The following is a 21,781-nucleotide window of genomic DNA, read 5'->3' on the forward strand; positions in this document are numbered from 1 at the left end:
AGGTGTGTTGGAGCCGAAGAGCTCGGACATACGGGGTGCGAGCGGCACCCGGGACGTCGGGGTGGGGACCCGATGACCACCACGCGATTAGAAGCACTGGCCGAACAGGACCCGGAACTGCACGCGCTGGCGCAGCGGCTGCTCCGGCTGGCCGAGGCGGGTCTGCCCGCCATGTACCTGCCGGAGGCCGAGACCTTCGCCTTCACCCGGGCCGGAGCGGTCTCCCCCGAGGGGACCCGCCGCCTGGAACTGCGCGGCACCAGCACCCGGTACGCGGCCATCACCGCGCTGGGCGCCCGGTTCCTGCCCGAGGACCGCCAGCGCGACCTGTTCGGCGGACGCTCCGCCGAGGAGTTCACCGGACTGCTCGTGGAACGGCTGCCCGGGGTGGTCAACCTCGGCGACGCGGCACTCATCGCCTGGGCCGCCGCCGAGACCGGCCACCCGAAACCGTCCGAAGCCCTCGACCGCGTCGCCGCCCTGGACCAGCCCGGGCGGCCGCAGTACACGGTCGAGGCGGCCTGGGTGCTCTCCGCCCTCGCGGCCGCACGGGCCGTGGTGGACGTGGAGGACCGCCTCGCAGCCGCCCGCGACCGCCTGCTGGCGGCCAGGATCGGGAACAGTCCGCTGTTCCCGCACGCCACCGGCCCGGGCCTGGTGCCCGGCTACCGCTCGCACGTGGCCTGCTTCGCCGACCAGACCTATCCGCTGCAGGCGCTGGCCCGGCTGCACGCGAGCGGCGACGACCCGGAGGCCCTCGCGGCCGCCGACGCCTGCGCCGCCCGCATCGTCGACCTGCAGGGCGACGGCGGCCAGTGGTGGTGGCACTACGACGCCCGCGCGGGCGGCGTGATCGAGGGCTACCCCGTCTACAGCGTGCACCAGCACGCGATGGCTCCCACCGCCCTGTCGGACCTCGCGGAAGCGGGCGGCAGCGATTTCGGCGCGGCGGTCCGCCGGGGACTGCGCTGGATGACGGAGGTCCCCGAACTCGCCGGGCCCACCGGGACCCCGCGCGAGCCGATGATCCGCGAGGACCTCGGACTCACCTGGCGCAAGGTCTACCGCGGCGACCCGAAGAAGGCCGTCCGCGCCGCCCGCGGACTCACCACCCGGGTCGCCCGGAACGCCCGGCTCGCCCCCCTGGACGTGCTCTTCCGCCCCCGGGCCGTGGACCGGGAGTGCCGCCCGTACGAGTTCGGCTGGATGCTGTTCGCCTGGCTCGGGGGGCCGCAGAGATGACCCGTCACACCCTCTTCGGGATCGCACTCGACCCCCTGACCATGGACGAGACCGTCCAGCGCTGCCTCGACGCCGTACGGCGCGGGGAGCAGATCGAGATCGGCATGGTCAACGCCGCCAAGCTCGTCAACATGCGGCGCGACCCGGCCCTCGCCGAAGCGGTCGCCGGCTGCGACCTCGTCCTCGCCGACGGCCAGGCCGTGGTCTGGGCCGGCCGCGTCCTGGGCGTCCGGCTGCCCGAACGGGTCGCCGGGATCGACCTGTTCATGCGCCTGCTCGCCGCGGCAGAGGTCGCGGACATCCCCGTCTACCTGCTCGGCGCCCGGCAGGACGTGCTCGAGATGATGCTCGGGCAGATCTCCGAACGCTTCCCGGCACTGCGGGTCGCCGGCAGCCGCAACGGCTACTTCGGCGACGCCGAGCAGGAGGAGATAGCCGACGCCGTCTCCGACAGCGGCGCCCGCCTGCTGTTCCTCGGCATGACCTCGCCCAAGAAGGAGATCTTCACCGCCGGCTACGGCAAGCGCACCGGCGCCCACGTCGTGCACGGCGTCGGCGGCTCCTTCGACATCCTTGCCGGCATCACCAAGCGGGCCCCGCTCGCCTGGCAGCGGATGGGCCTCGAATGGTTCTACCGCACCCTCCAGGAACCCCGCCGCCTCGGCAAGCGCTACCTCACCACCAACGCCGCCTTCCTCGCCATGACGGTGCGGGAGCTCGTCCACCGCACACCGTCCGCCGGTTCCGCGAACAGGAGTCACTGCTGATGCGCGTCGTCGTCGTGGGACAGGGATACGTCGGCCTCCCGCTGGCCATCCGGGCCGCCGAGGTCGGCCACCAGGTGATCGGCTACGACGTGGACCGGCGGCGGGTCAAGAGCCTCGCCGCCGGAGAGTCGTACGTGGAGGACGTCTCCTGCGAACGCCTCGCCCGCGCCCTGGAGCGCGGCACCTACCGCCCGAGCGAACTCGCCCGGGACTGCGGCGGCTTCGACGTCGCCGTCGTCACCGTCCCCACCCCCCTGCAGGACGGGGCGCCCGACCTGCGCTACATCGAGGAGTCGGCCCACACCCTGGCCCGGTTCCTGCGCCCGGGCGCCACCGTGGTCCTGGAGTCCACCACCTACCCGGGCACCACCGAGGAGCTGTTCGCCCCCATCCTGGAGGACGGCTCCGGACTCACCGCCGGCGCCGACTTCCACCTGGGATACAGCCCCGAGCGCATCGACCCGGGCAACACCGTCTGGGGCTTCCAGCAGACGCCCAAGGTCGTCTCCGGCGTCGACGCCGCCTCCCTGAAGGCCGTCGAGGCCTTCTACGGGCAGCTCGTCGACACCACCGTGCCCGTGCGCTCGCCCAAGGAGGCCGAGCTGGCGAAACTGCTGGAGAACACCTTCCGGCACGTGAACATCGCCCTCGTCAACGAGATCGCCATGTTCGCCCGCCACCTCGACATCGACGTCTGGCAGTCCATCGAGGCCGCCTCCAGCAAACCCTTCGGCTTCATGAAGTTCACCCCGGGCCCCGGCGTCGGCGGGCACTGCCTGCCCATCGACCCCTCGTACCTGAACTGGCGCGTCCAGCGGGAGCTCGGCCAGAACTTCCGCTTCGTCGAACTCGCCAACGACATCAACAACCACATGCCCGAATACGTGACGCGCCGCGTGATGGACGGCCTCAACGCCAAGCGCCGCTCCGTCAACGGCTCCCGCATCCTGCTGCTCGGCCTCGCGTACAAGAAGAACACCGGCGACGCGCGCGAGTCGCCCGCCGTACGCATCGCCCAGCTGCTCCTGGACATGGGGGCCAAGGTCCGCGCCGTCGACCCGCACGTGGTGGAGAGCGTGAAGGTCGACGCCCGCCTCGCCCGGGTCGAAGCGACCCGCAAGGAGCTGGCCGCCGCCGACGTCGTCGTCCTGCTGACCGACCACGACTCCTTCGACTACCAGTTGATCACCGAGCACGCCTCCTTCGTGCTCGACACCCGCAACCGCATGACCGGCCCCAAGGTGGAGGTGCTCTGAACCCATGACCAGGATCGTCTGCGTCGCCGGGGCCCGCCCCAACTACATGAAGATCAAACCGGTGATGGACGCACTGGAGCGCCGCGGCGCCGAGGTGATCCTCGTCCACACCGGACAGCACTACGACGAATCCATGAACGACGTGTTCTTCCGCGACCTCGGTATCCGGCCGCCCGACCGGTACCTGGGCGCCGGATCGGGCACCCACGCCCAGCAGACCGGGCGGGTGATGGCCGCCTTCGAGCCGCTGGTCGACGAACTGGCCCCGGACGCCGTGGTGGTGGTCGGGGACATCAACTCCACCCTCGCCTGCGCCCTGGTGACCGCGAAGGCCGGCCCCCTGCTGGCGCACGTGGAAGCCGGGCTGCGCAGCCGCGACTGGAGCATGCCCGAGGAGGTCAACCGGGTCGCCACCGACCGGGTCAGCGACCACCTGCTGGCCCCCTCGCCCGACGCCGCCGCGAACCTGCGCGCGGAGGGCTACCGCGAGGACCAGATCCACCTCGTCGGCAACGTCATGATCGACACCCTCCTCGCCAACCTGGACCGGGCCCGGCAGTCCGACGTCCTGGACCGCTACGGGCTCACCCGCGGCCGGTACGGCCTGGTCACCCTGCACCGTCCGGCCAACGTGGACGACCCGAGCGCGCTGCGCCGCTTGCTCAAGGCCCTCGGCGAGATCGCCGACCGCTGCCCGCTGCTGCTGCCCGTGCACCCTCGGGCCGCCGGCCGGCTGGCCGAAGTCGGCGTCCCCGACGGCATCCGGATCGTCCCGGCCGCCGGGTACCTCGACTTCATCGCCCTGCAGGACTCCGCCCGCCTGGTCCTCACCGACTCCGGCGGCGTCCAGGAGGAGACCACCGCGCTGGGCGTGCCCTGCGTGACCCTGCGGGAGAACACCGAGCGCCCCATCACCGTGGAGGAGGGCACCAACGTCCTGGCCGGCACGGATCCGGACCGGATCGCCGCCACCGTCGACAAGGTGCTCGACACGCCGCCTGCCCCGCGCTGCCCCGCACTGTGGGACGGCCGCGCCGGCGAGCGCATCGCCGCCGTCCTCCTCGACGGCGGCGCCGCCCGCACCCGGCCCAGACCCACCGACCTCGTGCCGGCCGCCGGGCACGGACCGCAGTAACCGGAACATCCGCTACAAGGGGGAAGACCATGGATCTCGCCGAGATATGGCGGGTCATGCGCAGGCGCTGGTACGTGCTGCTGCCCGGCCTGCTGCTGACGGCGGCACTCACCACCGCCGTGCACCTGCTGATCCCGGTGGAGTACCAGTCGCAGAGCACCGTCACACTGCTCAACTCGTCGAAGGCCACCGAGGCCTTCGACGGAAACCCCTTCCTCAGCACGCAGGCCTCGCTGACCGGCATGGCCGACGGCCTCGCCCGCAACCTCAACTCGGACGGGGCCAAGGCCGACCTCGAAGCCCTCGGCGTCACCGGCAAGCACGAAGTGAAGATCGCCGACAACGCCCAGGGCCCCTTCATGTGGCTGACCGTCACCGGCACCGACCCGGCGGCCGTCCTCAAGTCCGACGAACTCCTCGCCGCCTACGCCGACAAGCGGCTCAAGGAGTTCCAGACCCAGCAGTCCGTGGCTCCCGAGGCCATGATCCGGATGGCGACGATCGTGCCCCCTCAGAAGCCGGAGGCCCAGACCAAGACCCGCATCCAGTACATCGTGATGGTGGGCGCCCTCGGCTTCGTCCTCAGCCTGGTTGCCGTCTTCTTCGTGGAGGCCCGCAGGCGCGCCCCGCGCGGGAAGGACCGCCCGGCCCCCGCCGGGACGCCCGCGGCCACCGCCGTACCCGTCGCCGCGACGCCCGCCACGACCGACGAGACCATGGCCCTGCGCACGGTCGGCCCGGGCGGGGCGGGGCCGTCGGCGTGACCGGCACCGGCACGAGCACCCACACCGCCCCCGCGGCGCCGCCCTCCCTGGGGCGCAAGGTCGGCTCGGCGGCCAAATGGAGCCTGGTCAACACGGTCGTGATGCGCCTCGGCAACTTCGCGACCGGCATCGTCCTCGCCCGCTACTTCCTCGGGCCCGAGGCCTGGGGCGTGTACGGCATCGCCCAGACGGTGCTGCTCGTCCTGCTCTCCGCGAACGAGCTCGGCGTCTCCCTCGCCATCGTCCGCTGGGAGGGCGACCCGCGCCGCTTCGCCCCCACCGTCCTCACCCTGAGCGCGGCCTCCAGCTGCCTGCTGTACGCCGTGCTCTTCGCGACCGCCCCGGCCGTAGCCGACGTGCTCGGCTCACCCGAAGCCTCCGGGGTCCTGCGGGTCATGTGCCTGTGCGTGGTCCTCGACGGACTCTCCCAGGTGCCGGCCGGCTTCCTCACCAGGGAGTTCGCGCAGGGCCGGCGGATGGCCGTCGATGCGCTCAACTTCGTCCTCAGCACCGCCGTGACCCTGCTCCTGGCCGTCCAGGGCTGGGGCGCGATGAGCTTCGCCTGGGGATCCGTCGTCGGCAACGTGGCCGCCCTCATCGGCTGCTGCCTCGCCGCACCCGGCACCCTGAAGTTCGGCTGGGACCGCGAACAGGCCCGCGCCCTGCTGAAGTTCGGCCTCCCACTCGCCGGGGCCAGCATGCTCGCCCTCGGCGTGGTCAACGTGGACACCATGGTCGTGGGCTCCACCCTCGACCCTCTCGCCCTCGGCTTCTACGTGCTCGCCTTCAACATCTCCGGCTGGCCCGTCCGCGTCATCTCCGAAGCCGCCCGCCGCGTCTCCTTCGCCGGCTTCTCCCGGCTGGCCGACTCACCACAGGCACTGGCCGCCGGATTCTCCCGCGCCCTCGGCCTGGTGACCGCGGCCACCGTCCCGCTCTGCGTCCTGCTGGCCGCCCTCGCCGAACCCGTCATCGAACTCGTCTACGGCGAACGCTGGCTGCCCGCGGCCGGCGCCCTGCCCTGGCTGATGGCCCTGGGCCTGGTCCGCATCGGCTGCGAACTCGCCTACGACTGCCTGGTCGCCATCGGCCGCCGCCGCTCGCTCATCGGTGTGCAGGGCCTGTGGCTCGTCCTCCTGATCCCGGCCCTCGTCATCGGCGCCCGCGGTGGCGGCATCGTCGGCGTGGCCCAGGGCCACGTCGTGATCGCCGGCGCCGTGGTGGTCCCGGTCTTCCTCCTCGCCCTGCACCGCGGCGGCATCCGCCTGGGCACGGTCGCCCGGGCCTGTGTCTGGCCGCTGCTCGGCGGAGGCGTGATGGCCGGGGCGCTGCTCGTACTGGAGCGGTACCTCGGCGACTCCCTGCCCGCGCTCCTGGCGACCGCGGCCGCCGGCACCCTGTGCTACGCCGTGTGCCTCCTGCCCGCCCGAAAGACGCTCCGAGGATAGGCGGCCGCTCATGACACGGAACCGAAGGCGCCTCGGTGCGTGGCTGCTCGCCGGGGTGTTCCTGGCCGTCGTCCTCACGCTGTACGACGCCGACCGCACCGGGGTGGGCGACTCCAAGGCCGCGCCCTCCACGACACCGTCGGCCGCCCTCCCCGGGACCGCGACGCCCGCCCCCACCGCCCCGCCGGGCCCGTCGGCGCCACCCTCCCCGACGGACCCGCAGGCCACGGGCGAACCGTCACCCTCGCCCTCCGCCACCGCCTGCACCTCACCGGGGGCCTGCGGATACCCCGACGCGAACAGCACCGGACCGCGGATCGCCCTCGAGCGGCACGACACCGGCAACATGTCGGTCAAGAAGGACGGCACGGTCATCAAGGGCTGGGACATCCGCGGCTCGCTCGACATCTACGCCAACGACGTCACGATCATCGACAGCAGGATCACCTCCACCAACTGGTGGGGGATCAACCTGCGCCCCGGCTTCAGCGGGCTCAAGGTCCTCCACACCACCATCACCGCCGTACCGGGCAAGGGCCCCGACAACGGCGGGGTCAACTACGCCGTCTCGAACATGGGCGGCAGCTCCATCGAGGTCGGCTGGTGCGACATCTCGGTGTTCGGCAACGCCCTGTCCATGGGTCAGGGCAACCTGCACGACAACTACGTGCACGACCTCGTCGCCTTCCGCAACCAGGGCGGCGAATGGCAGCACATCGACGCCGTCATCAGCGGCGGCGGCAACAAGGGCCGGCTGACGATCCGGCACAACACCCTGCTCAACTCCACGCCCGTGGACAAGGGCGCCACCGCCGCCGTAGGCCTCTTCGCCGACACGGGGGTCGTCTCCTCCGTCGTCGTCGAGGACAACTGGCTGGCCGGCGGCGCGTACGCGCTCTACGGCGGCGGCCCCGGAGCCACCGGGATCGAGGTCACCGGGAACGTCTTCTCCACCCAGTACCACCCGGCCGGCGGCGCCTACGGCCCGGTCACCGCCTGGAACACGGGCGGCGCCGGGAACGTGTGGAAGGACAACCGCATGTCCGACGGCCGCCCCGTGGAACCGGCCTCCTGACACCCACCCCACGACGGAGAGTGCGACATGCGCCGTATCGCCCGGGCCCCCTGGGATCTGCTCAAGCGGGCCTTCGGCTGGCTGGTGCTCTTCGAAGCGCGCAACAAACTCCTGCTCCTGCCCTCCGCCGTACGGCTGCGGCGCTTCGAGGACGCCGAGGCCACCCGCCTCGCCGCCCTCCTGGGACGGCCGCCGACCGCCCGGGTCGCCACCGTGATCGCCACCCACCGCCGCCCCGACGCACTGCGCGCCGCAGTCGGCTCCGCCCTGGCGCAGACCGTCGCCGACCAGGTGGTCATCGTCGTCGACGACGGCGCCGGCCTGCCCGAACTGCCCTCCGACCCGCGCCTGTTCGCCGTCTCCCTCGCCCGCAACACGGCCACCGCCGGAGTCGTCCGCAACGTCGGCATCCGGCTCACCCGTTCCCGGTACGTGGCCTTCCTCGACGACGACAACCTGTGGGAGCCCGACCATCTGGAGCACGCCCTTGCCGCACTGGACGCGGCCGGCGGACCCGACGCCGTCTACACCGCACTGCGCAGGGTGCTGCCCGACGGCACCGAACGAGACGTCCTGTCGGTGCCCTTCGACCGCCGGCGCGCCGCCCACGAGGCCTTCCTCGACACCAACGCCTTCGTGGCCCGCCGCGGCCGGGCCCTGCACTTCAGCCGGCTGCGCCGCACCCCCGAGGTACTGCCCCGCGAGGACTGGGAGCTCATCCGCCGCTACGCCCGCCGCCACGAGGTGCGCCACCTTCCCCGCCCCACCGTCCGCTACCTGGTCAACCCCGGCAGCTTCTACACCACGTGGGACGGCGGGTGAGGAGGGCGGGGGCAGCGCTCACCGCAGCGCCAGCGGGATCTCCGACGCGAGACGGGCCAGCTTCTCCGGGTTGCGGACGTAGTAGAGGCCGGTGATGCGCTCGTCCTCGACCCGGACCGTCATGATCCCGTCGAGTTCCCCGCCCAGATGCACGGCCAGGGCAGGGCTGCCGTTGACCACCGCCGGCACGAGGGACATCGGAAGGCTCCTGCGGGTGTTCTTGCCGATCCCGCCCACCATGAAGCGGGCCACCTTCTCGGCGCCGGCGATCGGCCGCAGCGCCGCCTGCTTGATACCGCCGCCGTCCGCCACGAGGACGACGTCCGGGGCGAGTACGGCGAGCAGGTCCTGCGGGTCGCCGGACTCCAGCGCGCCCCGGAACGACTCCAGCGCCGCCCGCGTCTGGGCGGCCGAGACCGCCTGCCGGGGCCGCCGCGCGTCGACGTGCTTGCGGGCGCGGTGGGCGATCTGGCGGACGGCCGCCGAGCTCTTGTCGACCGCGGCCGCGATCTCCTCGTAGCCGACGTCGAAGACCTCCCGCAGCACGAAGACGGCGCGCTCGGTCGGCGACAGCGTCTCCAGGACGAGCATCAGCGCCATCGACACACTCTCGGCGAGCTCCGCGTCCTCGGCCACGTCCGGCGCGGTGAGCAGCGGCTCGGGCAGCCAGGAACCGACGTAGGCCTCCTTGCGGCGGCTCATCGCCCGCAGCCGGTTCAGCGCCTGCCGGGTCGTGATCCGGACCAGGTACGCACGCCGGTCGCGCACCTGCTCCAGATCGACCTCCACCCAGCGCAGCCAGGTCTCCTGCAGGACGTCCTCCGCGTCGGCCGCCGATCCGAGCATCTCGTAGGCCACGGTGAACAGCAGGTTGCGGTGCGCGACGAAGGTCTCGGTCGCCGCGCCGGCGCCGTCCTCGCTCATGGTGTCTCCTCCATCTCCAGGGATACGCCCACAGGACACCGGCCGATCCGCTCCTGTGACAACACATGCCGGTTCCGCCGGTTGCGCCGGCTCCGACGGTCTACGGGGTGCCGTGCGGCGCCGGCCGGCCGGTCAGGGCCCGCGCCGCCGCCAGGCTCGCCGGGCGGCCCAGGGCGGCCCGGGAGGACTCCCGCAGCAGCACGGCCGCCCGGAAGGCGGTGGTGGCCGCCAGGCCGTGACGGCGCCGGTAGAGCCGGACCCGGTTGACCGTCAGGAGGGTCCACAGCCGCGGCGACACCTTCGAGTCCCCGCCGAGGTGGGTGGCCGAGGCCGAGGGCTCCAGCCGGGTCACGAAGCCGAGGTCCCGGGCCCGCAGACAGTACTCGGTCTCCTCCGAGTACAGGAAGAACGACTCGTCCCACGGCCCGCACGCGGCCAGGCACTCCCCGGACAGCGCCATCAGCGCCCCCGTCGCCCAGTCCGCCACCGTCTCCCGCTCGTACGCGGCCGGATCGGTGACCAGCTCGCTCCACCGCGGGAAGCGGCCCGCCCGGCGGTTGCCGATCACCGCCTCGCCCAGCGCACGGGTCACGCTGGACTCGCGGCGCAGCGAGTGCAGGAGCGTTTGGCCGTCCTCCTCGTACAGCAGCGGGACGCTGATCCCGACCCGGCCGCCGCCGGGCTGCCCCAGGCCCAGCGCGTCCACCAGCATCCTGGCGCAGCCCCGCCGCATCCGGATGTCCGGATTGCACACCAGGGCTGCACGGAAGCCGCCCTCCCACCCGGCGGCGACCGCCAGCGCGGCGTTCACCCCCGCCGCGTACCCGGCGTTGCGGCCGGTCCGGACGACCGTCGCAGCCGGAGCCAGGGAGCGGATCACCTCCACCGTGTCGTCGGCGGAGTCGTTGTCCGCGACGACCAGGCGCCAGTCGATCCCGGCCATGCCCTCCGGCAGCGAGGCGAGGAACCCGGGCAGCACCCCCGCGCTGTTCCAGGTGACGACGAGGACCGCTACCGGGCCGGAGCCGGCGCCCGCGAGGGGGTCGGGGGATGCTGATCGGCGGGAAGACATGGGAACTCCACGGATCGGGGCTTCGGCGCCGCGCGCCGGATGAAGCCGAGGTAACTGCCTCCGGCGGCGATCGTCAGGAAGAACATCCCCGCGAACATCGGGAAGCTGAGTGCGTCGAAGGTGGCGCTGACGACCAGGGCGACGAGGGCGGACGCGAAGAACGCCTGCCCCAGCTCCCGGTCGGACTCGCCGACCGCCAGCCGGCGGATCGCCCCGCCCTGGTGGATGCCGGTGAGGAAGAGGAACAGGAGCGCGAGCAGCCCCAGGAGCCCCGTCTCGGCGAGGGTCAGCATGTACTGGTTGTCGGTGAAGAAGTAGAGCTCGGGGATGAACGTGCCCAGGCCCCGCCCGAACAGGGGCCGCTCGTCCAGGTAGGGGACGATCGCGCTGTACTTGACCGTGCGCGCCTGGGTACTGCTGTCGGAGTTCGTCAGGAAGGACGCGAACAGGGCCGTGATGGTGCCGATCAGCCCGGGGATGACCACCTTGAAGCAGGCCACCGCCCCCACCAGCACACCGATCGCGGTCCACCGCCGCTGCGGCTTCCAGCGCGGCACCATCACCAGGACCACGATCAGCGCACCGATGATCGAGGTACGCGACACCGTCAGCGGCAGCGCCCCGCCCATCAGCGCCACCGGGGCCCACCGGCGCCAGGCCTTCAGGTGGCGCCGTACCGGATCGAAGGCCTGCTGCACGGCGAAGGGCAGCAGCAGGGCCAGCATCCCGCCGAACTCCAGCGGCTGCGCCGTCGTGGACCGGGGCCGGGTGAACGCCCCGCGGTCCAGGGTCGTGATCTGAGGCACGCTCGACGACAGCCCCGGGATACTGATGCGGTCGGCGATGTTGGTCGCGGTGAAGAAGTCGTAGAACCCTACGGCCGCCACGACCGCCCCCATCACCACGGCCCGGCGAAGCAGCACGTCCAGGCGCGCCCGGTCCTGGATCCCCGCGGAGACCAGCACCACCAGCGACACCCACACGAGCAGCGCGATCAGGCCGCGGTCGGCGCCGAGGAGCTCCTTGCGCACGCTCCCGCGGCTCGCGTTCGCGATGTAGGAGGCCAGCACCGAGACGGACAGCAGCCACATCGCCACCCGGGGCAGCCGCGTGGCGGGCGCCGGCCGGATCCGGCCCGCGAGCCAGGTCGCCAGATACCAGAACAGGGCCAGCAGCGCGAACACGTTGGCCGGGGTCCCCACCCCGCCGAGGCCCGGCAGCGTCAGGTTCGACGGGATGAAGAAGGCCAGCGCCAGATACCCGGTGAGCAGCGCGGTGGCGTCCACATGTCGGCCCCGGGACCTGCGCCGCCCGGCCCGGCCCGTACCGCCGCGGACCTCGGCGGAGCTCTCCCGCCTGCGCCGCCGGGCGGCCGCCGGCGCGTCCGCCACGAAGGAGAGGGTGAAGCCGCTGCCGACACCGACGATGAGGATCCCCAGCACCTGCTGGTAGCGGCTCTTGAGCTGCGGCACCGGAGTCTGCGGCAGCACCACCGGCGCGGTCTGCACCATGTACGCGGGCTGCACCTTGGCTGCCGCCTGGAGCGCGTTGAGCTGCTCCCCGGCGAAGCCGGTCAGGATGTTGGTCTCCCGGAGCACCTTCTCCCGGTCGGTGCCCGTGACCGTCATGGTCAGCAACGGGCCCGAGGTGTTCGCGGCGAACCCGACGGTGTAGGGATCGGTCACGCCCAGACTGTGCAGCTCACGGGCGGCGTCGGCGCCCGACAGCGTCCTGATCAGCACGTCAGCGGTCACCACCAGGGCGCCGCCCGCGTTGGAGATCGGGTTGCCGAAGGCGGGCGGCAGCTTGGCGGCGGCCGAGGAGTCCAGCAACGCGACCGAACTCTGCGACTGGTACGCCACCGGCACCGACCGGTAGAGGTGGAGCGCCGCCAGCAGGCTGAGCACGATCGCAGGCACGATCACGTACCAGCGCCGGCGCAGCACCGCGCCCAGTTCACGAATGCTCACGAACACCCCTGCCGGGTAACGGATCTGATGGCGGACCTACCCGCGTCCTGCAAAGATCGGACATGAAGGAAGGGATCCCCGTGTCGCCTGGTGAGTTGCTCCGCGCGCTGCGTCGGCGCTGGTACGTCCTGGTCGTGGCGGCGCTGCTCGCCGCCGCCGGAGCGGTGGCGGTACTGCGGCCCGAACCGGTCCACCTCAGCTCCGCGATCGTGGTGCTCAAGCCGCCGGTGACCAGCAGGCAGCCGAACCAGCTCGCGAACCTCCAGCCGCCGCTCGCCGCGGTCTCCTACGCCGTCGTGCAGCAGCTGGACTCGCCCGCGGGAGCCGCCGAACTCAAGGCGGCGGGGGTCGGCGGCACCTACCGCATGACACCGCGCAACAGCGGCACCAGCGTCACACCGCGCCACCTGATCCCCTCGCTCCAGATCCAGGTGGAGCACTCCGACCCCGACGTGGCCGACGCGTCCGTACGGAAGATCATCGAGGTGTACAGCCGGCACCTGGGCGAGCTCCAGACGCAGCAGGGCATCCCGGACGCGGCACGGATGAGCGTGGACCTGCTGGTGCAGCCGCACGCGGTCGCGCGGACCGGAGACCGGATGCGGTCCCTGGCCGGAGCGGCCCTGCTGGCGGTGGTCTGCGGCACGGCCGCGACGCTGTGGACCGACCGGCTCCTGACACGCCGGGACCGGCGCCGGCGCGGGAGCGCCGACGCCGGTCCTGAGGACCCGCCGGTGGAACCGGTGGAGGCGGGGCATCAGATCCCTCGGCGCTTCCAGGACCGCCACCACAGCCACTCGCGGCCCCGGTCGGCGACCGCCGACAGCACCAGCGGCTGAAGGTAGGGCATCACGCGCGGACCGATCCGCCGGCGCAGCCGCAGCGCCCGGTACTCACCCAGCGACGTGTAGCCGTCGGGCAGGCACTGGGCCGCGAACTCCACGAGCTCGTCGACCGGCACCACCGCGGTGCGGCCCCGGTCGTACGCCCGGTAGGCGCGCCGCAGCGCGTACCGGGCGAGCCGGGTGCGCGCCGCCACTGCCAGCCGGTCGGCCCCCGGGAGGAGATCGCCGCACTTGACGAGCACCGAGTCGAAGGCGACGAGGCGCTGGCGCAGGTCGTCGAGCTGCCCGCCGAAGTCGGTCGTGGACATGTTGTCGCCGTGGACGCGGTAGAAGGCCTGGTCGGCCCCCTGGACGTAGCCCACGTCGGCGTGCGCGGCGAGCCGCATCCACATCTCGATGTCACCGGCGTGCGGCAGCTCCGGATCGTAGCCGCCGACCTTGCGCTGGAGGCTGGTACGGACGACCACCTCGGGCGAGGTGATGCAGCCGGTGCCCTCCCGGAACCGCCGGTCCAGCCACCACCGCCCCGGGTAGACCACCGAGCCGGTGGACCGGGTACGGGCGGGCGGCAGCGGACCGCCGTGCAGGAAGCGCAGCGGCCTGCCGTAGGCGAAGCCGGCCTCCGGATGGGCGTCGAGCAGGGCGGCGGCCCGCACCAGGGCCCCGGGGACCAGCCGGTCGTCGGCGGAGAGCAGGGCGACGTAGTCCCCGTCGGCCCACTCCAGCAGCCCCTCGTTGTAGGTGGCGATGTGCCCCTGGTTGCGCTCGTGGACCCGCACCTCGATCCGCGGGTCGGCTGCCGCCAGCGCGCGCGCCACGTCAGCGGAGTCGTCGGGTGAGGCGTCGTCGATGATCAGCACCCGTACGTCCAGGCCCTCCTGCTCGTCCAGGACGCTCCTGACGCAGTCGGCCAGGAAGTGGCCGTACTTGTAGCAGGGAATCACCACGCTGACCGTGCTCACCGGCCGGACACCTCCGTGGGCCCGTCCGAGGACGGCAGCGTGTTCGGCGGGGTCGTGGTGAAGATCGGGCCGACCCAGTAGTTCACGGATCCGAAGGTGTTCGACGGGAACGCCGTCGCGGAGCCGTACTTGTAGAGCCCGTTGGCGCTGCCCGGTGCGTCGGCCGGGGCCACCAGCGGGTAGGAGCGGTGGGCGCCCTTGAAGTAGGCGCCGTCCACGGAGTAGTTGCCGTTCGGTGCGTGGTAGGAGGCCACGTACGTGGTCCCCGCCGTGATCGGCACGGGCGTCGCGAACTGCAGCTGCTGCCAGCCGGTCAGGGTCTCGCTGCCGAAGGTGCCGGTGGCCAGCAGGGTGCCGGAGGCGGACCACAGGCTGCCCGTGTGGGTGCCGGTGTTGCCGGGGCGCTTGTAGAAGGTGACACCGGTGATGTAGCCGTTCACCGCCGACTGGAAGCGGGTGCCCAGCTCCACCGAGTTGGCGTCGTCGCCCACGTTGGCGGTGCTCGGCGTGGCTGCGGCGTTCCACAGGGTGCACGGGCAGTTCACCGCCGGCGGGCTCGCGCTGGTCGTGAAGTTCCACGTGACCGGAGCGGTCATGGCGTTGCCCCACAGGTCGGCCGCCTGGACGGACGCCGTGTACGTGGTGTTGAGGGCCAGCTCGGAGGACGGGGTGAAGGTGGCGCTGTTCGAGGAGCCGAGGACCTTCGTGCCCGGCACGGTGGCACCGCCCGCGTCCTTCACGGTGAAGGTGAGCGTCTCCGCGTCGACGGCCGTGCTGAACGTGGCCGTCACCGGCGCGGTGATCTGGGTGCCGGTCGCGGCGGACTGCGGCGAGGTCCCGGTGACGGTGGGCGGGCTCGTGCTGGCACCGGAGGTGTCCAGGACCGCGTCCACCCAGTAGTTGCTGCCCGACGAGGCCTTGTTCGGGAAGCCGCCCGTTCCGCTGTAGCGATAGACGCCGTTGCCGCCGTCGGTACCGCTCTTCAGCGCGGTCAGCGGGGCCAGGCCCGCGTCGCCGGAGGCGAAGGTGTTGTCGAAGGAGTAGCCGCCGTTCGGTGCGAAGTAGGAGGCGACGTAAGTCGTGTTGGGCTTGATCGGCACCGGGCTGGAGAAGTTCAGCTGCTGCCAGCCGGACGCGGTCTCGTTGGTGAAGGTGCCGGTGGCCAGGCGCTGGCCGGTGCTGCTCCACAGGCTGCCCGTGTGCGTCCCGGTGTTGGTGGGCGACTTGTAGAACCGGACGCCCGTGATGGAGCCGGCCACCGAGGAGCGGATCTTCACGCCGAGCTCGACGGCGCTGCCGTCACCGGCGTTGACGGTGCCCGGCACGGCCGCGGCGGGCCACACGGTGCACGGGCACTGCTGGGGGCCGACGGTCAGCGGGACCGTGGTGGTCGCGCCGATGTTGACGCTGTCGTCGACCGCGCGCACCTTGATCTGCACGGGGCCCGGAGCGGTCGGGGTCCACGTGTGGCTCCAGGTGGCCAGGCCCGTCGCCGCCTTCCAGGTGGTCCCGCCGTCGGTGGACACCTCGACCCGGGCCACCACGCCGCCGCCGGTGTCGGTCGCCGTACCGGTGACGGTCACCGGCCGCAGAGCCGGCACCGTGGCGTTCGCCGCCGGGCTGGTCACGGTGATGCCCGGGCCCACGGTGTCCGTGGAGGCGGTCGAGGCGATCAGGTCGCTCTGCAGGGACCTGGGCTGCACGCCCATGTCGGCGAAGACGTTCACGGTGGCCTGCTGCATCCGCTTGTCGGCGGTGACCACGGTGTCGTCCGGGTTGGAGGTGGGCATGTTGGTCAGGCCCCAGGACCACTGCACCGTGCCCGCGCCGAACACCAGCGCGTTCGAGGTCTGGTCGCGGAAGGCCACCAGGCTGTGCGTCGCGGTGCCGTTGCCGTACGTGTTGCCGTAGTCCTTCAGCAGCTTGCCGTCGTCGATGTCGACCGTCGTGGACGACATCCGGATCTGCCCGGGCGGACGGCTGGCGTTCTCCACGTCGCTGTCCCACTCGTAGCCGAGCGTCCCCTGCGGGAACGTGGCGGTCTGCGAGGGGGTGAGGTTCGCGACGGAGGTGTTGCGCCACAGCCGCTGCTTGGCGAAGGTGCCCGGCACGGTGATCGCGTCGCTGCGGTAGCCGTTGACGCTGAACATCGAGCCGGTCAGCTGGTTCTGCGGCTGGAAGGGCCGCCCGTTCGCGGCGCTGGCCGGGTCCATGAAGGTGCCCGTCCAGATCCCGCTCGGGTCGGGGATGCCGTTCGGCTGAGGGAAGGACAGCTTGGTCTCCTTGTACGAGACCAGCGTCCGGTTGGCCGTGTTCGTCCCGTCGATGCTCGGTGCGAGCCGGGTCTTCCAGAAGATCTCGTTGCCGGCGAAGTACGTCTGGTGCTGTCCGGCGCGGCGCGCGTTGAGGGCGTTGGTGAACTGCTCCTGGGTCCAGTACTCGTCGTGCCCGGAGGACATGAACACCTTGTGGTTCTGCAGCAGCGTGGCGCCGCGCACCGACATGTCGATCCCCGACATGTAGCTCACGTCGTAGCCGTTGCGCTCAAGCCAGGCGACCATCTGGAACTCGGAGCCGTAGATCCCGTTGTCCCCGCCGATGTCCATCGGCCGGTTGTAGCTGACCTCGTAGGCCCGCCCGTCGGGCGCGGGGCCGCCGCCGTCGTAGAGGTCCTGGCCGCCGTAGTTGTTGTACGCCTGCCAGGTCTGGTCGCTGGTCTGCACGACGATGTCGGAGTGGCCGGAGTCGTTGCGGACCACGAACGGGTACGGCATCACGCCGTTGCCGTCCGCCTGGTCGAAGTTGACGACGTAGAGGCCCGACACGGCGTCGGCCGGCACGGTCCAATGCGCGGTGGTGGGCCAGTTGCCGCAGTCGACCAGGCCGGTGGACGCTTTGGTGGTGCAGGCGGCCGGGTTCCCGCCCGGTGCGAAGTTCGCCGGGTAGGTCTGGGCGGCCTGGGCCGCGGTCGACACCAGGCGGGCCCCGGCGCCCCCGTAGTGGCCGAGGCGGTAGACCGAGACCTTGTACGGCGTCGGCGACTGGATCTTGAACTGCAGGGTGTCGCCGGCCTGGACGCTCACCTGGGTCGGGAAGCCCTTGATGTCGCCGTACGCGCTCGGCGCGAACCACTCCTCCATGGGGGTGCCCGGCTTGGAGTTCTCGCAGACGATCGCGTTCGTCGTCGGGCCGCAGGGATCGGCCGCGCCGGCGAGCGCGGCCGGGGGAAGGACCGTGGCCATCAGGGTCGCCGCCACGGTGAACAGACCGTAGCGCAGCGACCTTGTCCGTCTTTTCATGTGGACCTCATCGGTTTCACGCCGGCGTATCAGCGCAGGGCGTCGGAGAACGCTTCCACGACCCGCTGCTGCTGGGCGGCGGTGATCTGCGGGAAGAGGGGGAGGGAGAGCATGCGGTCCGCTGCCTGCTCCGCGTGCGGGAAGTCCCCGCGACCGTGGCCGAGGTGGCCGAAGGCCGGAGTGAGGTGGACCGGCGCCGGGTAGTGCACGCCCGCCCCGATCCCCTCCGCGTTGAGCTTGCCGACGACGGTGTCGCGGTCCGCTCCGGAGATCCGCACGACGTACAGGTGCCAGACGTGGACGTTGCCCGCCGCCGTGGCCGGCAGCGTGACGCGGCCCGCCGCGGCCAGGTCCCCGAGCAGCTCGTCGTAGCGGGCGGCGGCGGCGCGGCGGGCCGCGTTCCCCTCCGCCAGGCGGGCCAGCTTCGCCCGCAGGACCACGGCCTGCAGACCGTCCAGCCGGCTGTTGAACCCGGCCACGTCGTGGCGGTATCGGGCGACGCCGCCGTGGTTGGCGAGGGCCCGCACGAGGTCGGCGCGCTCCTGGTCGTCGGTCACGACCGCGCCGGCGTCCCCGTAGGCCCCCAGGTTCTTGCCCGGGTAGAAGCTGGTGGCCGCGATCGTCCCGCTGCCGGGGGAGCGGCCCCCACGGGTCGCGCCCTGGCTCTGTGCCGCGTCCTCGACGACCTTCACGTGCGACGGGAGCCGCTCCGCCAGCTCCACGGCCGCCGCGCACTGCCCGTACAGGTGGACGGGCACCACCGCGCGGGTGGCCTTCCCGACCGCGTCCAGCGCGGCCTGCGGGTCGATGAGCAGAGTGTCGGGAAGGCAGTCGACCAGCACCGGCCGGGCGCCGATCCGGGCGACGGCGCCCGCGGTGGCGATGAAGGTGTTGGCGGGCAGCACCACCTCGTCGCCGACGCCGACCCCGCTGGCGCGCAGGGCCAGCTCGAGGGCGTCCGTGCCGTTGGCGACGCCCACACAGTGCCGGACTCCGGCGAAGCCGGCGTACTCGCGCTCGAAGGCCTGGACCTCCGCACCGCCGATGAAGGCCGTGCCGGCCAGCACGCGCTCGAATCCGGCCTTTAACTCCTCGGCGACCTCGGCGTGCGCCGCCTTCAGGTCGACGAGCGGTATCTGGTTCATGCGACTGGACTCCCCATCCGTGTCTGCGGCCGCCGGCCGTTCGGGCCGGTGCCGTCTCTCGTGCCGGCGCCGTCTTCCGTGCCGTGCGCCGCCGCCCCGGCGGGCACCGGCGCGTCCCCGGCGAGCCCGCGCACGGCGCCGCCGGACCCGCCCGCCTCGCGGGCCAGTTCGGCGAGGGCGGCGGCGCCCGCCGGCCGCAGGAGGCGGGCCGGGCTGCCGGCCCACACCTCCCCGGCCGGTACGTCCGCGAGGACGGTGCTGCCCATGCCGGTCAGCGACCAGGAGCCGATCGCGGTGTACTCCCGGACCAGCGCCCCCGCCCCCACGTACGCACCGCGCCCCACCCGTACCCCGCCGCCCAGGCGGACGCCCGAGGCGAGGGTGGCGAAGTCCGCGACCTCGTCCTCGTGCGTGAGCACCACCTGCGGCATCACCGCCACGTGCGACCCGACCCGGACGCCGGCCGTCAGCGCACTGTGCGCGAGCAGCACCGACCCCGGTCCGACGGCAGAGGAGCCCGACACCGCAGCCGTGGGATGCACCACCGTCGCGTACCGGTCCGGCGGCAGCCCCAGGCGCCGCACCAGCCGGGCCCGCACCGCGTAGTCCCGCGGACTGCCCACGCAGACCACCACCCGGGCGGCCGGCAGTTCGTGGACCAGCTCGCTGCCGCCCGCCACCGGCACTCCGTCGACCTCCCGGCCGTGCAGGGCCGGATCGTCGTCGAGGTGCCCGGCGAGCCGCCACCGGGGCGCGCGGCCGCCCGCCACGTCGGCCGCGGCCACGTCCCGCGCGGCCTGCGCGGTCTCCCGCGCGAACCCGCCCGCGCCGACGATCAGCAGGTCCTCGGTGATCAGCAGGTCCTCGGTCACCGGAGCGCTCCGCCCGCCCGTTCCCGCAGCACCGCCACCACCCGGTCCTGCTGGGCGGCGGTCATGGTGTGGAACAGCGGGAGGATCAGGGAGCGGCGGCTGATCCGCTCGGTCACCGGCAGCGCGGCCGCTCCGTGCCCCGCGTACGCCGGCTCCAGGTGCGAGGCCATGATCCCGCGCCGGGCCGAGATCCCGGCGTCGGAGAGCACTCCGAGCAGCTCGTCCCGGCCCACGGGGAAGTCCTCGGCCAGCAGGACCCAGTACGACTGGAAGTTGCCCTGGCCGTGGGCGGGATCGCGGACCGGGCGCACGCCCGGGACCTCACGCAGCAGCTCCGTGTACCGGGCGGCGAGCGAGCGCCGCCGGGCCACGATCTCGTCCAACCTGCCGAGCTGCACCAGGCCGACCGCGGCCTGGATGTCGGTCATCCGGTAGTTGTAGCCGACCTCCAGGTAGCTCTCGACGATCGGCCTGCTGCTCGCGTGCCGCTGTGCGGCGGACACGCTCATGCCGTGCTCGCGCAGCCGGCGCAGCCGCTCCGCCCACCGCGCGTCGTCCGTCGTCACCATGCCGCCCTCGCCGGTGGTGATCACCTTGCGGGGGTGGAAGGACCAGGCGGCGAGCAGCGCCCCGTGCCCGACGGACTTCCCACCGACCGTCGCGCCGATGCCGCAGGCCGCGTCCTCCACGAGCGCGACGTCCCACTCGGCGCACGCCGCGCGCAGCGCGTGCACGTCGGCGGGCACCCCGCCCTGGTGGACGGCGAGCACCGCCTTCGTCCGGGGGGTGCGGACCGCGTCCACCGTGGCCGGGGTCAGGTTGCCGGTGGCCTCCTCGACGTCGGCGAACACCGGTCGCGCGCCGACGTGGCACACGGCGTTGGCGGTGGCGATGAACGACAGCGAGGGGACGACCACCTCGTCGCCGGGCCCGAGGTCCAGCGCGACGAGGGCCAGGTGCAGGGCGGTGGTGCACGAGCTCACGGCGATGCCGTGCTCGGCGCCCACCCGCTCCGCGAAGGCCCGCTCGAACTCGGCGACCCGGGGCCCCTGGGCGACCCAGCCGGAGAGCACCGCGTCGGCGGCGGCCTTCGCCTCCTCCTCGCCCAGCCAGGGCACCATCACGGGGATCCGGGCAGCCGCGTCCGGGGCGCTCATCGGCCCGCCTCCGGGACCGCGCCGGCGGCGCGCTCGGCCCGCCACCAGTCCACGAGGTCCCGCAGACCGGTGCGCAGGTCGATCCCGGCGGTGAAACCGAGGCGTTCGGAGGCCAGCGTGGTGTCCGCGAGGCGGCGGGTCACGCCGTTCACGGCGCGGGCCGGGCCGTGCTCCGGCACCAGCCCCTCCGCGCCCATCGCCTCCAGCAGGCCGCTCGCCAGCTCCAGCAGACTGGTCTCGGTCCCGCTCGCGACGTTGAACACCTCGTCGGTCAGGTCCGACTCGGCGGCCAGCAGGTTGGCGCGCGCGATGTCGCGCACGTCCACGAAGTCCATGGTCTGCAGGCCGTCGCCGAGGATCAGCGGCGGCTCGCCCGAGGCGATGCGCTCCATCCAGCGGATGAGCACCTCGGTGTAGAGCCCGTGGATGTCCATCCGCGGCCCGTACACGTTGAAGTAGCGCAGCGCGACGTAGTCCAGCCCGTACATCGAGTGGAAGCTGCGCAGCATCCCCTCGTTGAAGGCCTTCGCCGCGCCGTAGAAGGTGTCGTTGTTGTACGGGTGGTGGCGCTCGGTCGTGGGGAACTGCTCGGCCAGCCCGTAGACCGAGGCGGAGGACGAGGCGACGACCTTGCCCACCCCGGCGGCGGCCGCCGCCTCCAGCACGTTGAACGTGCCGTCCACCATCACCTCGTTCGCCAGCCGCGGCTCCTGCGCGCACTGGGTGATCCGGATGGCGGCCAGGTGGAAGACCAGGTCGGCGCCCTCCGTCACCTTGCGGACCGCCGCCACGTCGCGGATGTCGCCCTCGACGACCTCGACGACGCCGCTCGGCAGGGCGCGGGCCAGGTTCGCGGTCCGCCCCCGCACGAAGTTGTCGAGCACCACGATCTCGCGTGCCCCGTGGTCCACCAGCTGGTCCACCACGTGCGAGCCGATGGTGCCCGCTCCGCCGGTGACCAGAATCTTCTTGCCTCGTATGCTGCTGCTCAACGCCCTGCCCCCACTGGATCGGTCGTGGTCTTGC

18 protein-coding genes are annotated in these 21,781 nt (G+C 72.6%); 9 read left to right on the forward strand and 9 right to left on the reverse strand.

Features of this window, described 5'->3' with window-relative positions; translation table 11 throughout:
- Positions 1-72: 72 nt before the first annotated feature.
- Genes ACZ6JS_RS17860 through ACZ6JS_RS17895 form a run of 8 tightly spaced genes read left to right on the forward strand, consistent with a single transcriptional unit; the run spans position 73 to position 8,509 of the window.
- Positions 73-1,242, forward strand: coding sequence for a hypothetical protein (locus ACZ6JS_RS17860; RefSeq protein WP_469298930.1), 1,170 nt, complete (start codon positions 73-75; stop codon positions 1,240-1,242).
- A complete protein-coding gene (locus ACZ6JS_RS17865) occupies positions 1,239-2,009 on the forward strand; it encodes a WecB/TagA/CpsF family glycosyltransferase (RefSeq protein ID WP_469298931.1) in 771 nt (256 codons plus the stop codon). The genes ACZ6JS_RS17860 and ACZ6JS_RS17865 overlap by 4 nt, the downstream gene beginning before the upstream one ends.
- Positions 2,009-3,265: a nucleotide sugar dehydrogenase gene (locus ACZ6JS_RS17870; RefSeq protein ID WP_469298933.1), complete on the forward strand. Its 1,257-nt coding sequence runs from the start codon at positions 2,009-2,011 to the stop codon at positions 3,263-3,265. Before ACZ6JS_RS17865 ends, ACZ6JS_RS17870 begins: the two co-directional genes overlap by 1 nt.
- 4 nt (positions 3,266-3,269) lie before the next feature.
- Complete coding sequence (gene wecB / locus ACZ6JS_RS17875; RefSeq protein WP_469298935.1) at positions 3,270-4,400, forward strand: non-hydrolyzing UDP-N-acetylglucosamine 2-epimerase; 1,131 nt, start codon at positions 3,270-3,272, stop codon at positions 4,398-4,400.
- A 29-nt stretch (positions 4,401-4,429) separates the two neighbouring features.
- Positions 4,430-5,164, forward strand: a complete 735-nt coding sequence (locus ACZ6JS_RS17880; RefSeq protein WP_469298936.1) for a YveK family protein — start codon at positions 4,430-4,432, stop codon at positions 5,162-5,164.
- On the forward strand, positions 5,161-6,612 hold the full coding sequence (locus tag ACZ6JS_RS17885; protein WP_469298938.1) for a lipopolysaccharide biosynthesis protein: 1,452 nt from the start codon (positions 5,161-5,163) through the stop codon (positions 6,610-6,612). Before ACZ6JS_RS17880 ends, ACZ6JS_RS17885 begins: the two co-directional genes overlap by 4 nt.
- Positions 6,613-6,622: 10 nt before the next feature.
- Complete coding sequence (locus ACZ6JS_RS17890; RefSeq protein WP_469298940.1) at positions 6,623-7,687, forward strand: hypothetical protein; 1,065 nt, start codon at positions 6,623-6,625, stop codon at positions 7,685-7,687.
- 27 nt (positions 7,688-7,714) lie between these two features.
- Positions 7,715-8,509 (forward strand): glycosyltransferase family 2 protein, encoded by a 795-nt coding sequence (locus ACZ6JS_RS17895; protein ID WP_469298941.1) that lies wholly within the window; start codon positions 7,715-7,717, stop codon positions 8,507-8,509.
- An 18-nt stretch (positions 8,510-8,527) separates the two neighbouring features.
- Here the strand turns inward: ACZ6JS_RS17895 and ACZ6JS_RS17900 are convergent, their stop codons facing one another.
- The 3 genes from ACZ6JS_RS17900 to ACZ6JS_RS17910 all read right to left on the reverse strand — a co-directional run bounded on the left by ACZ6JS_RS17900 (position 8,528) and on the right by ACZ6JS_RS17910 (position 12,475).
- Positions 8,528-9,433, reverse strand: a complete 906-nt coding sequence (locus tag ACZ6JS_RS17900) for an RNA polymerase sigma-70 factor (protein WP_469298943.1) — start codon at positions 9,431-9,433, stop codon at positions 8,528-8,530.
- Between the two features lie 100 nt (positions 9,434-9,533).
- Positions 9,534-10,505, reverse strand: coding sequence for a glycosyltransferase family 2 protein (locus ACZ6JS_RS17905; protein ID WP_469298944.1), 972 nt, complete (start codon positions 10,503-10,505; stop codon positions 9,534-9,536).
- Positions 10,445-12,475: an O-antigen ligase family protein gene (locus tag ACZ6JS_RS17910; protein ID WP_469298946.1), complete on the reverse strand. Its 2,031-nt coding sequence runs from the start codon at positions 12,473-12,475 to the stop codon at positions 10,445-10,447. Before ACZ6JS_RS17910 ends, ACZ6JS_RS17905 begins: the two co-directional genes overlap by 61 nt.
- Before the next feature lie 62 nt (positions 12,476-12,537).
- Here ACZ6JS_RS17910 and ACZ6JS_RS17915 point away from each other — a divergent pair, with 62 nt between their 5' ends.
- Entirely contained in the window at positions 12,538-13,314 is a 777-nt protein-coding gene (locus ACZ6JS_RS17915) for a hypothetical protein (RefSeq protein ID WP_469298948.1), read from the forward strand.
- Here the strand turns inward: ACZ6JS_RS17915 and ACZ6JS_RS17920 are convergent.
- The 6 genes from ACZ6JS_RS17920 to ACZ6JS_RS17945 are packed head-to-tail and all read right to left on the reverse strand — an operon-like array spanning position 13,233 to position 21,747.
- Entirely contained in the window at positions 13,233-14,282 is a 1,050-nt protein-coding gene (locus tag ACZ6JS_RS17920) for a glycosyltransferase (protein WP_469298950.1), read from the reverse strand. The two genes, ACZ6JS_RS17915 and ACZ6JS_RS17920, sit on opposite strands and share 82 nt — an antisense overlap.
- Entirely contained in the window at positions 14,279-17,581 is a 3,303-nt protein-coding gene (locus ACZ6JS_RS17925) for a DUF4082 domain-containing protein (RefSeq protein WP_469298952.1), read from the reverse strand. The genes ACZ6JS_RS17920 and ACZ6JS_RS17925 overlap by 4 nt, the downstream gene beginning before the upstream one ends.
- Positions 17,582-17,610: 29 nt before the next feature.
- Positions 17,611-18,726, reverse strand: coding sequence for a DegT/DnrJ/EryC1/StrS family aminotransferase (locus ACZ6JS_RS17930; RefSeq protein WP_469298954.1), 1,116 nt, complete (start codon positions 18,724-18,726; stop codon positions 17,611-17,613).
- On the reverse strand, positions 18,723-19,598 hold the full coding sequence (locus ACZ6JS_RS17935; protein ID WP_469298956.1) for a NeuD/PglB/VioB family sugar acetyltransferase: 876 nt from the start codon (positions 19,596-19,598) through the stop codon (positions 18,723-18,725). Before ACZ6JS_RS17935 ends, ACZ6JS_RS17930 begins: the two co-directional genes overlap by 4 nt.
- A complete protein-coding gene (locus ACZ6JS_RS17940; RefSeq protein WP_469298958.1) occupies positions 19,595-20,755 on the reverse strand; it encodes a DegT/DnrJ/EryC1/StrS family aminotransferase in 1,161 nt (386 codons plus the stop codon). The genes ACZ6JS_RS17935 and ACZ6JS_RS17940 overlap by 4 nt, the downstream gene beginning before the upstream one ends.
- Positions 20,752-21,747 (reverse strand): NAD-dependent epimerase/dehydratase family protein, encoded by a 996-nt coding sequence (locus ACZ6JS_RS17945; protein ID WP_469298960.1) that lies wholly within the window; start codon positions 21,745-21,747, stop codon positions 20,752-20,754. Before ACZ6JS_RS17945 ends, ACZ6JS_RS17940 begins: the two co-directional genes overlap by 4 nt.
- Positions 21,748-21,781: the final 34 nt, after the last annotated feature.

It is taken from the genome of Streptomyces sp. NPDC046349, assembly GCF_055587885.1.

Coding starts and splice junctions, on each gene's coding strand:
- ACZ6JS_RS17860 (WP_469298930.1), top strand. CDS start 73: ATGACCACCACGCGATTAGAAGCACTGGCCGAACAGGACCCGGAACTG.
- ACZ6JS_RS17865 (WP_469298931.1), top strand. CDS start 1,239: ATGACCCGTCACACCCTCTTCGGGATCGCACTCGACCCCCTGACCATG.
- ACZ6JS_RS17870 (WP_469298933.1), top strand. CDS start 2,009: ATGCGCGTCGTCGTCGTGGGACAGGGATACGTCGGCCTCCCGCTGGCC.
- wecB (WP_469298935.1), top strand. CDS start 3,270: ATGACCAGGATCGTCTGCGTCGCCGGGGCCCGCCCCAACTACATGAAG.
- ACZ6JS_RS17880 (WP_469298936.1), top strand. CDS start 4,430: ATGGATCTCGCCGAGATATGGCGGGTCATGCGCAGGCGCTGGTACGTG.
- ACZ6JS_RS17890 (WP_469298940.1), top strand. CDS start 6,623: ATGACACGGAACCGAAGGCGCCTCGGTGCGTGGCTGCTCGCCGGGGTG.
- ACZ6JS_RS17895 (WP_469298941.1), top strand. CDS start 7,715: ATGCGCCGTATCGCCCGGGCCCCCTGGGATCTGCTCAAGCGGGCCTTC.
- ACZ6JS_RS17900 (WP_469298943.1), bottom strand. CDS start 9,433: ATGAGCGAGGACGGCGCCGGCGCGGCGACCGAGACCTTCGTCGCGCAC.
- ACZ6JS_RS17905 (WP_469298944.1), bottom strand. CDS start 10,505: ATGTCTTCCCGCCGATCAGCATCCCCCGACCCCCTCGCGGGCGCCGGC.
- ACZ6JS_RS17915 (WP_469298948.1), top strand. CDS start 12,538: ATGAAGGAAGGGATCCCCGTGTCGCCTGGTGAGTTGCTCCGCGCGCTG.
- ACZ6JS_RS17925 (WP_469298952.1), bottom strand. CDS start 17,581: ATGAAAAGACGGACAAGGTCGCTGCGCTACGGTCTGTTCACCGTGGCG.
- ACZ6JS_RS17930 (WP_469298954.1), bottom strand. CDS start 18,726: ATGAACCAGATACCGCTCGTCGACCTGAAGGCGGCGCACGCCGAGGTC.
- ACZ6JS_RS17940 (WP_469298958.1), bottom strand. CDS start 20,755: ATGAGCGCCCCGGACGCGGCTGCCCGGATCCCCGTGATGGTGCCCTGG.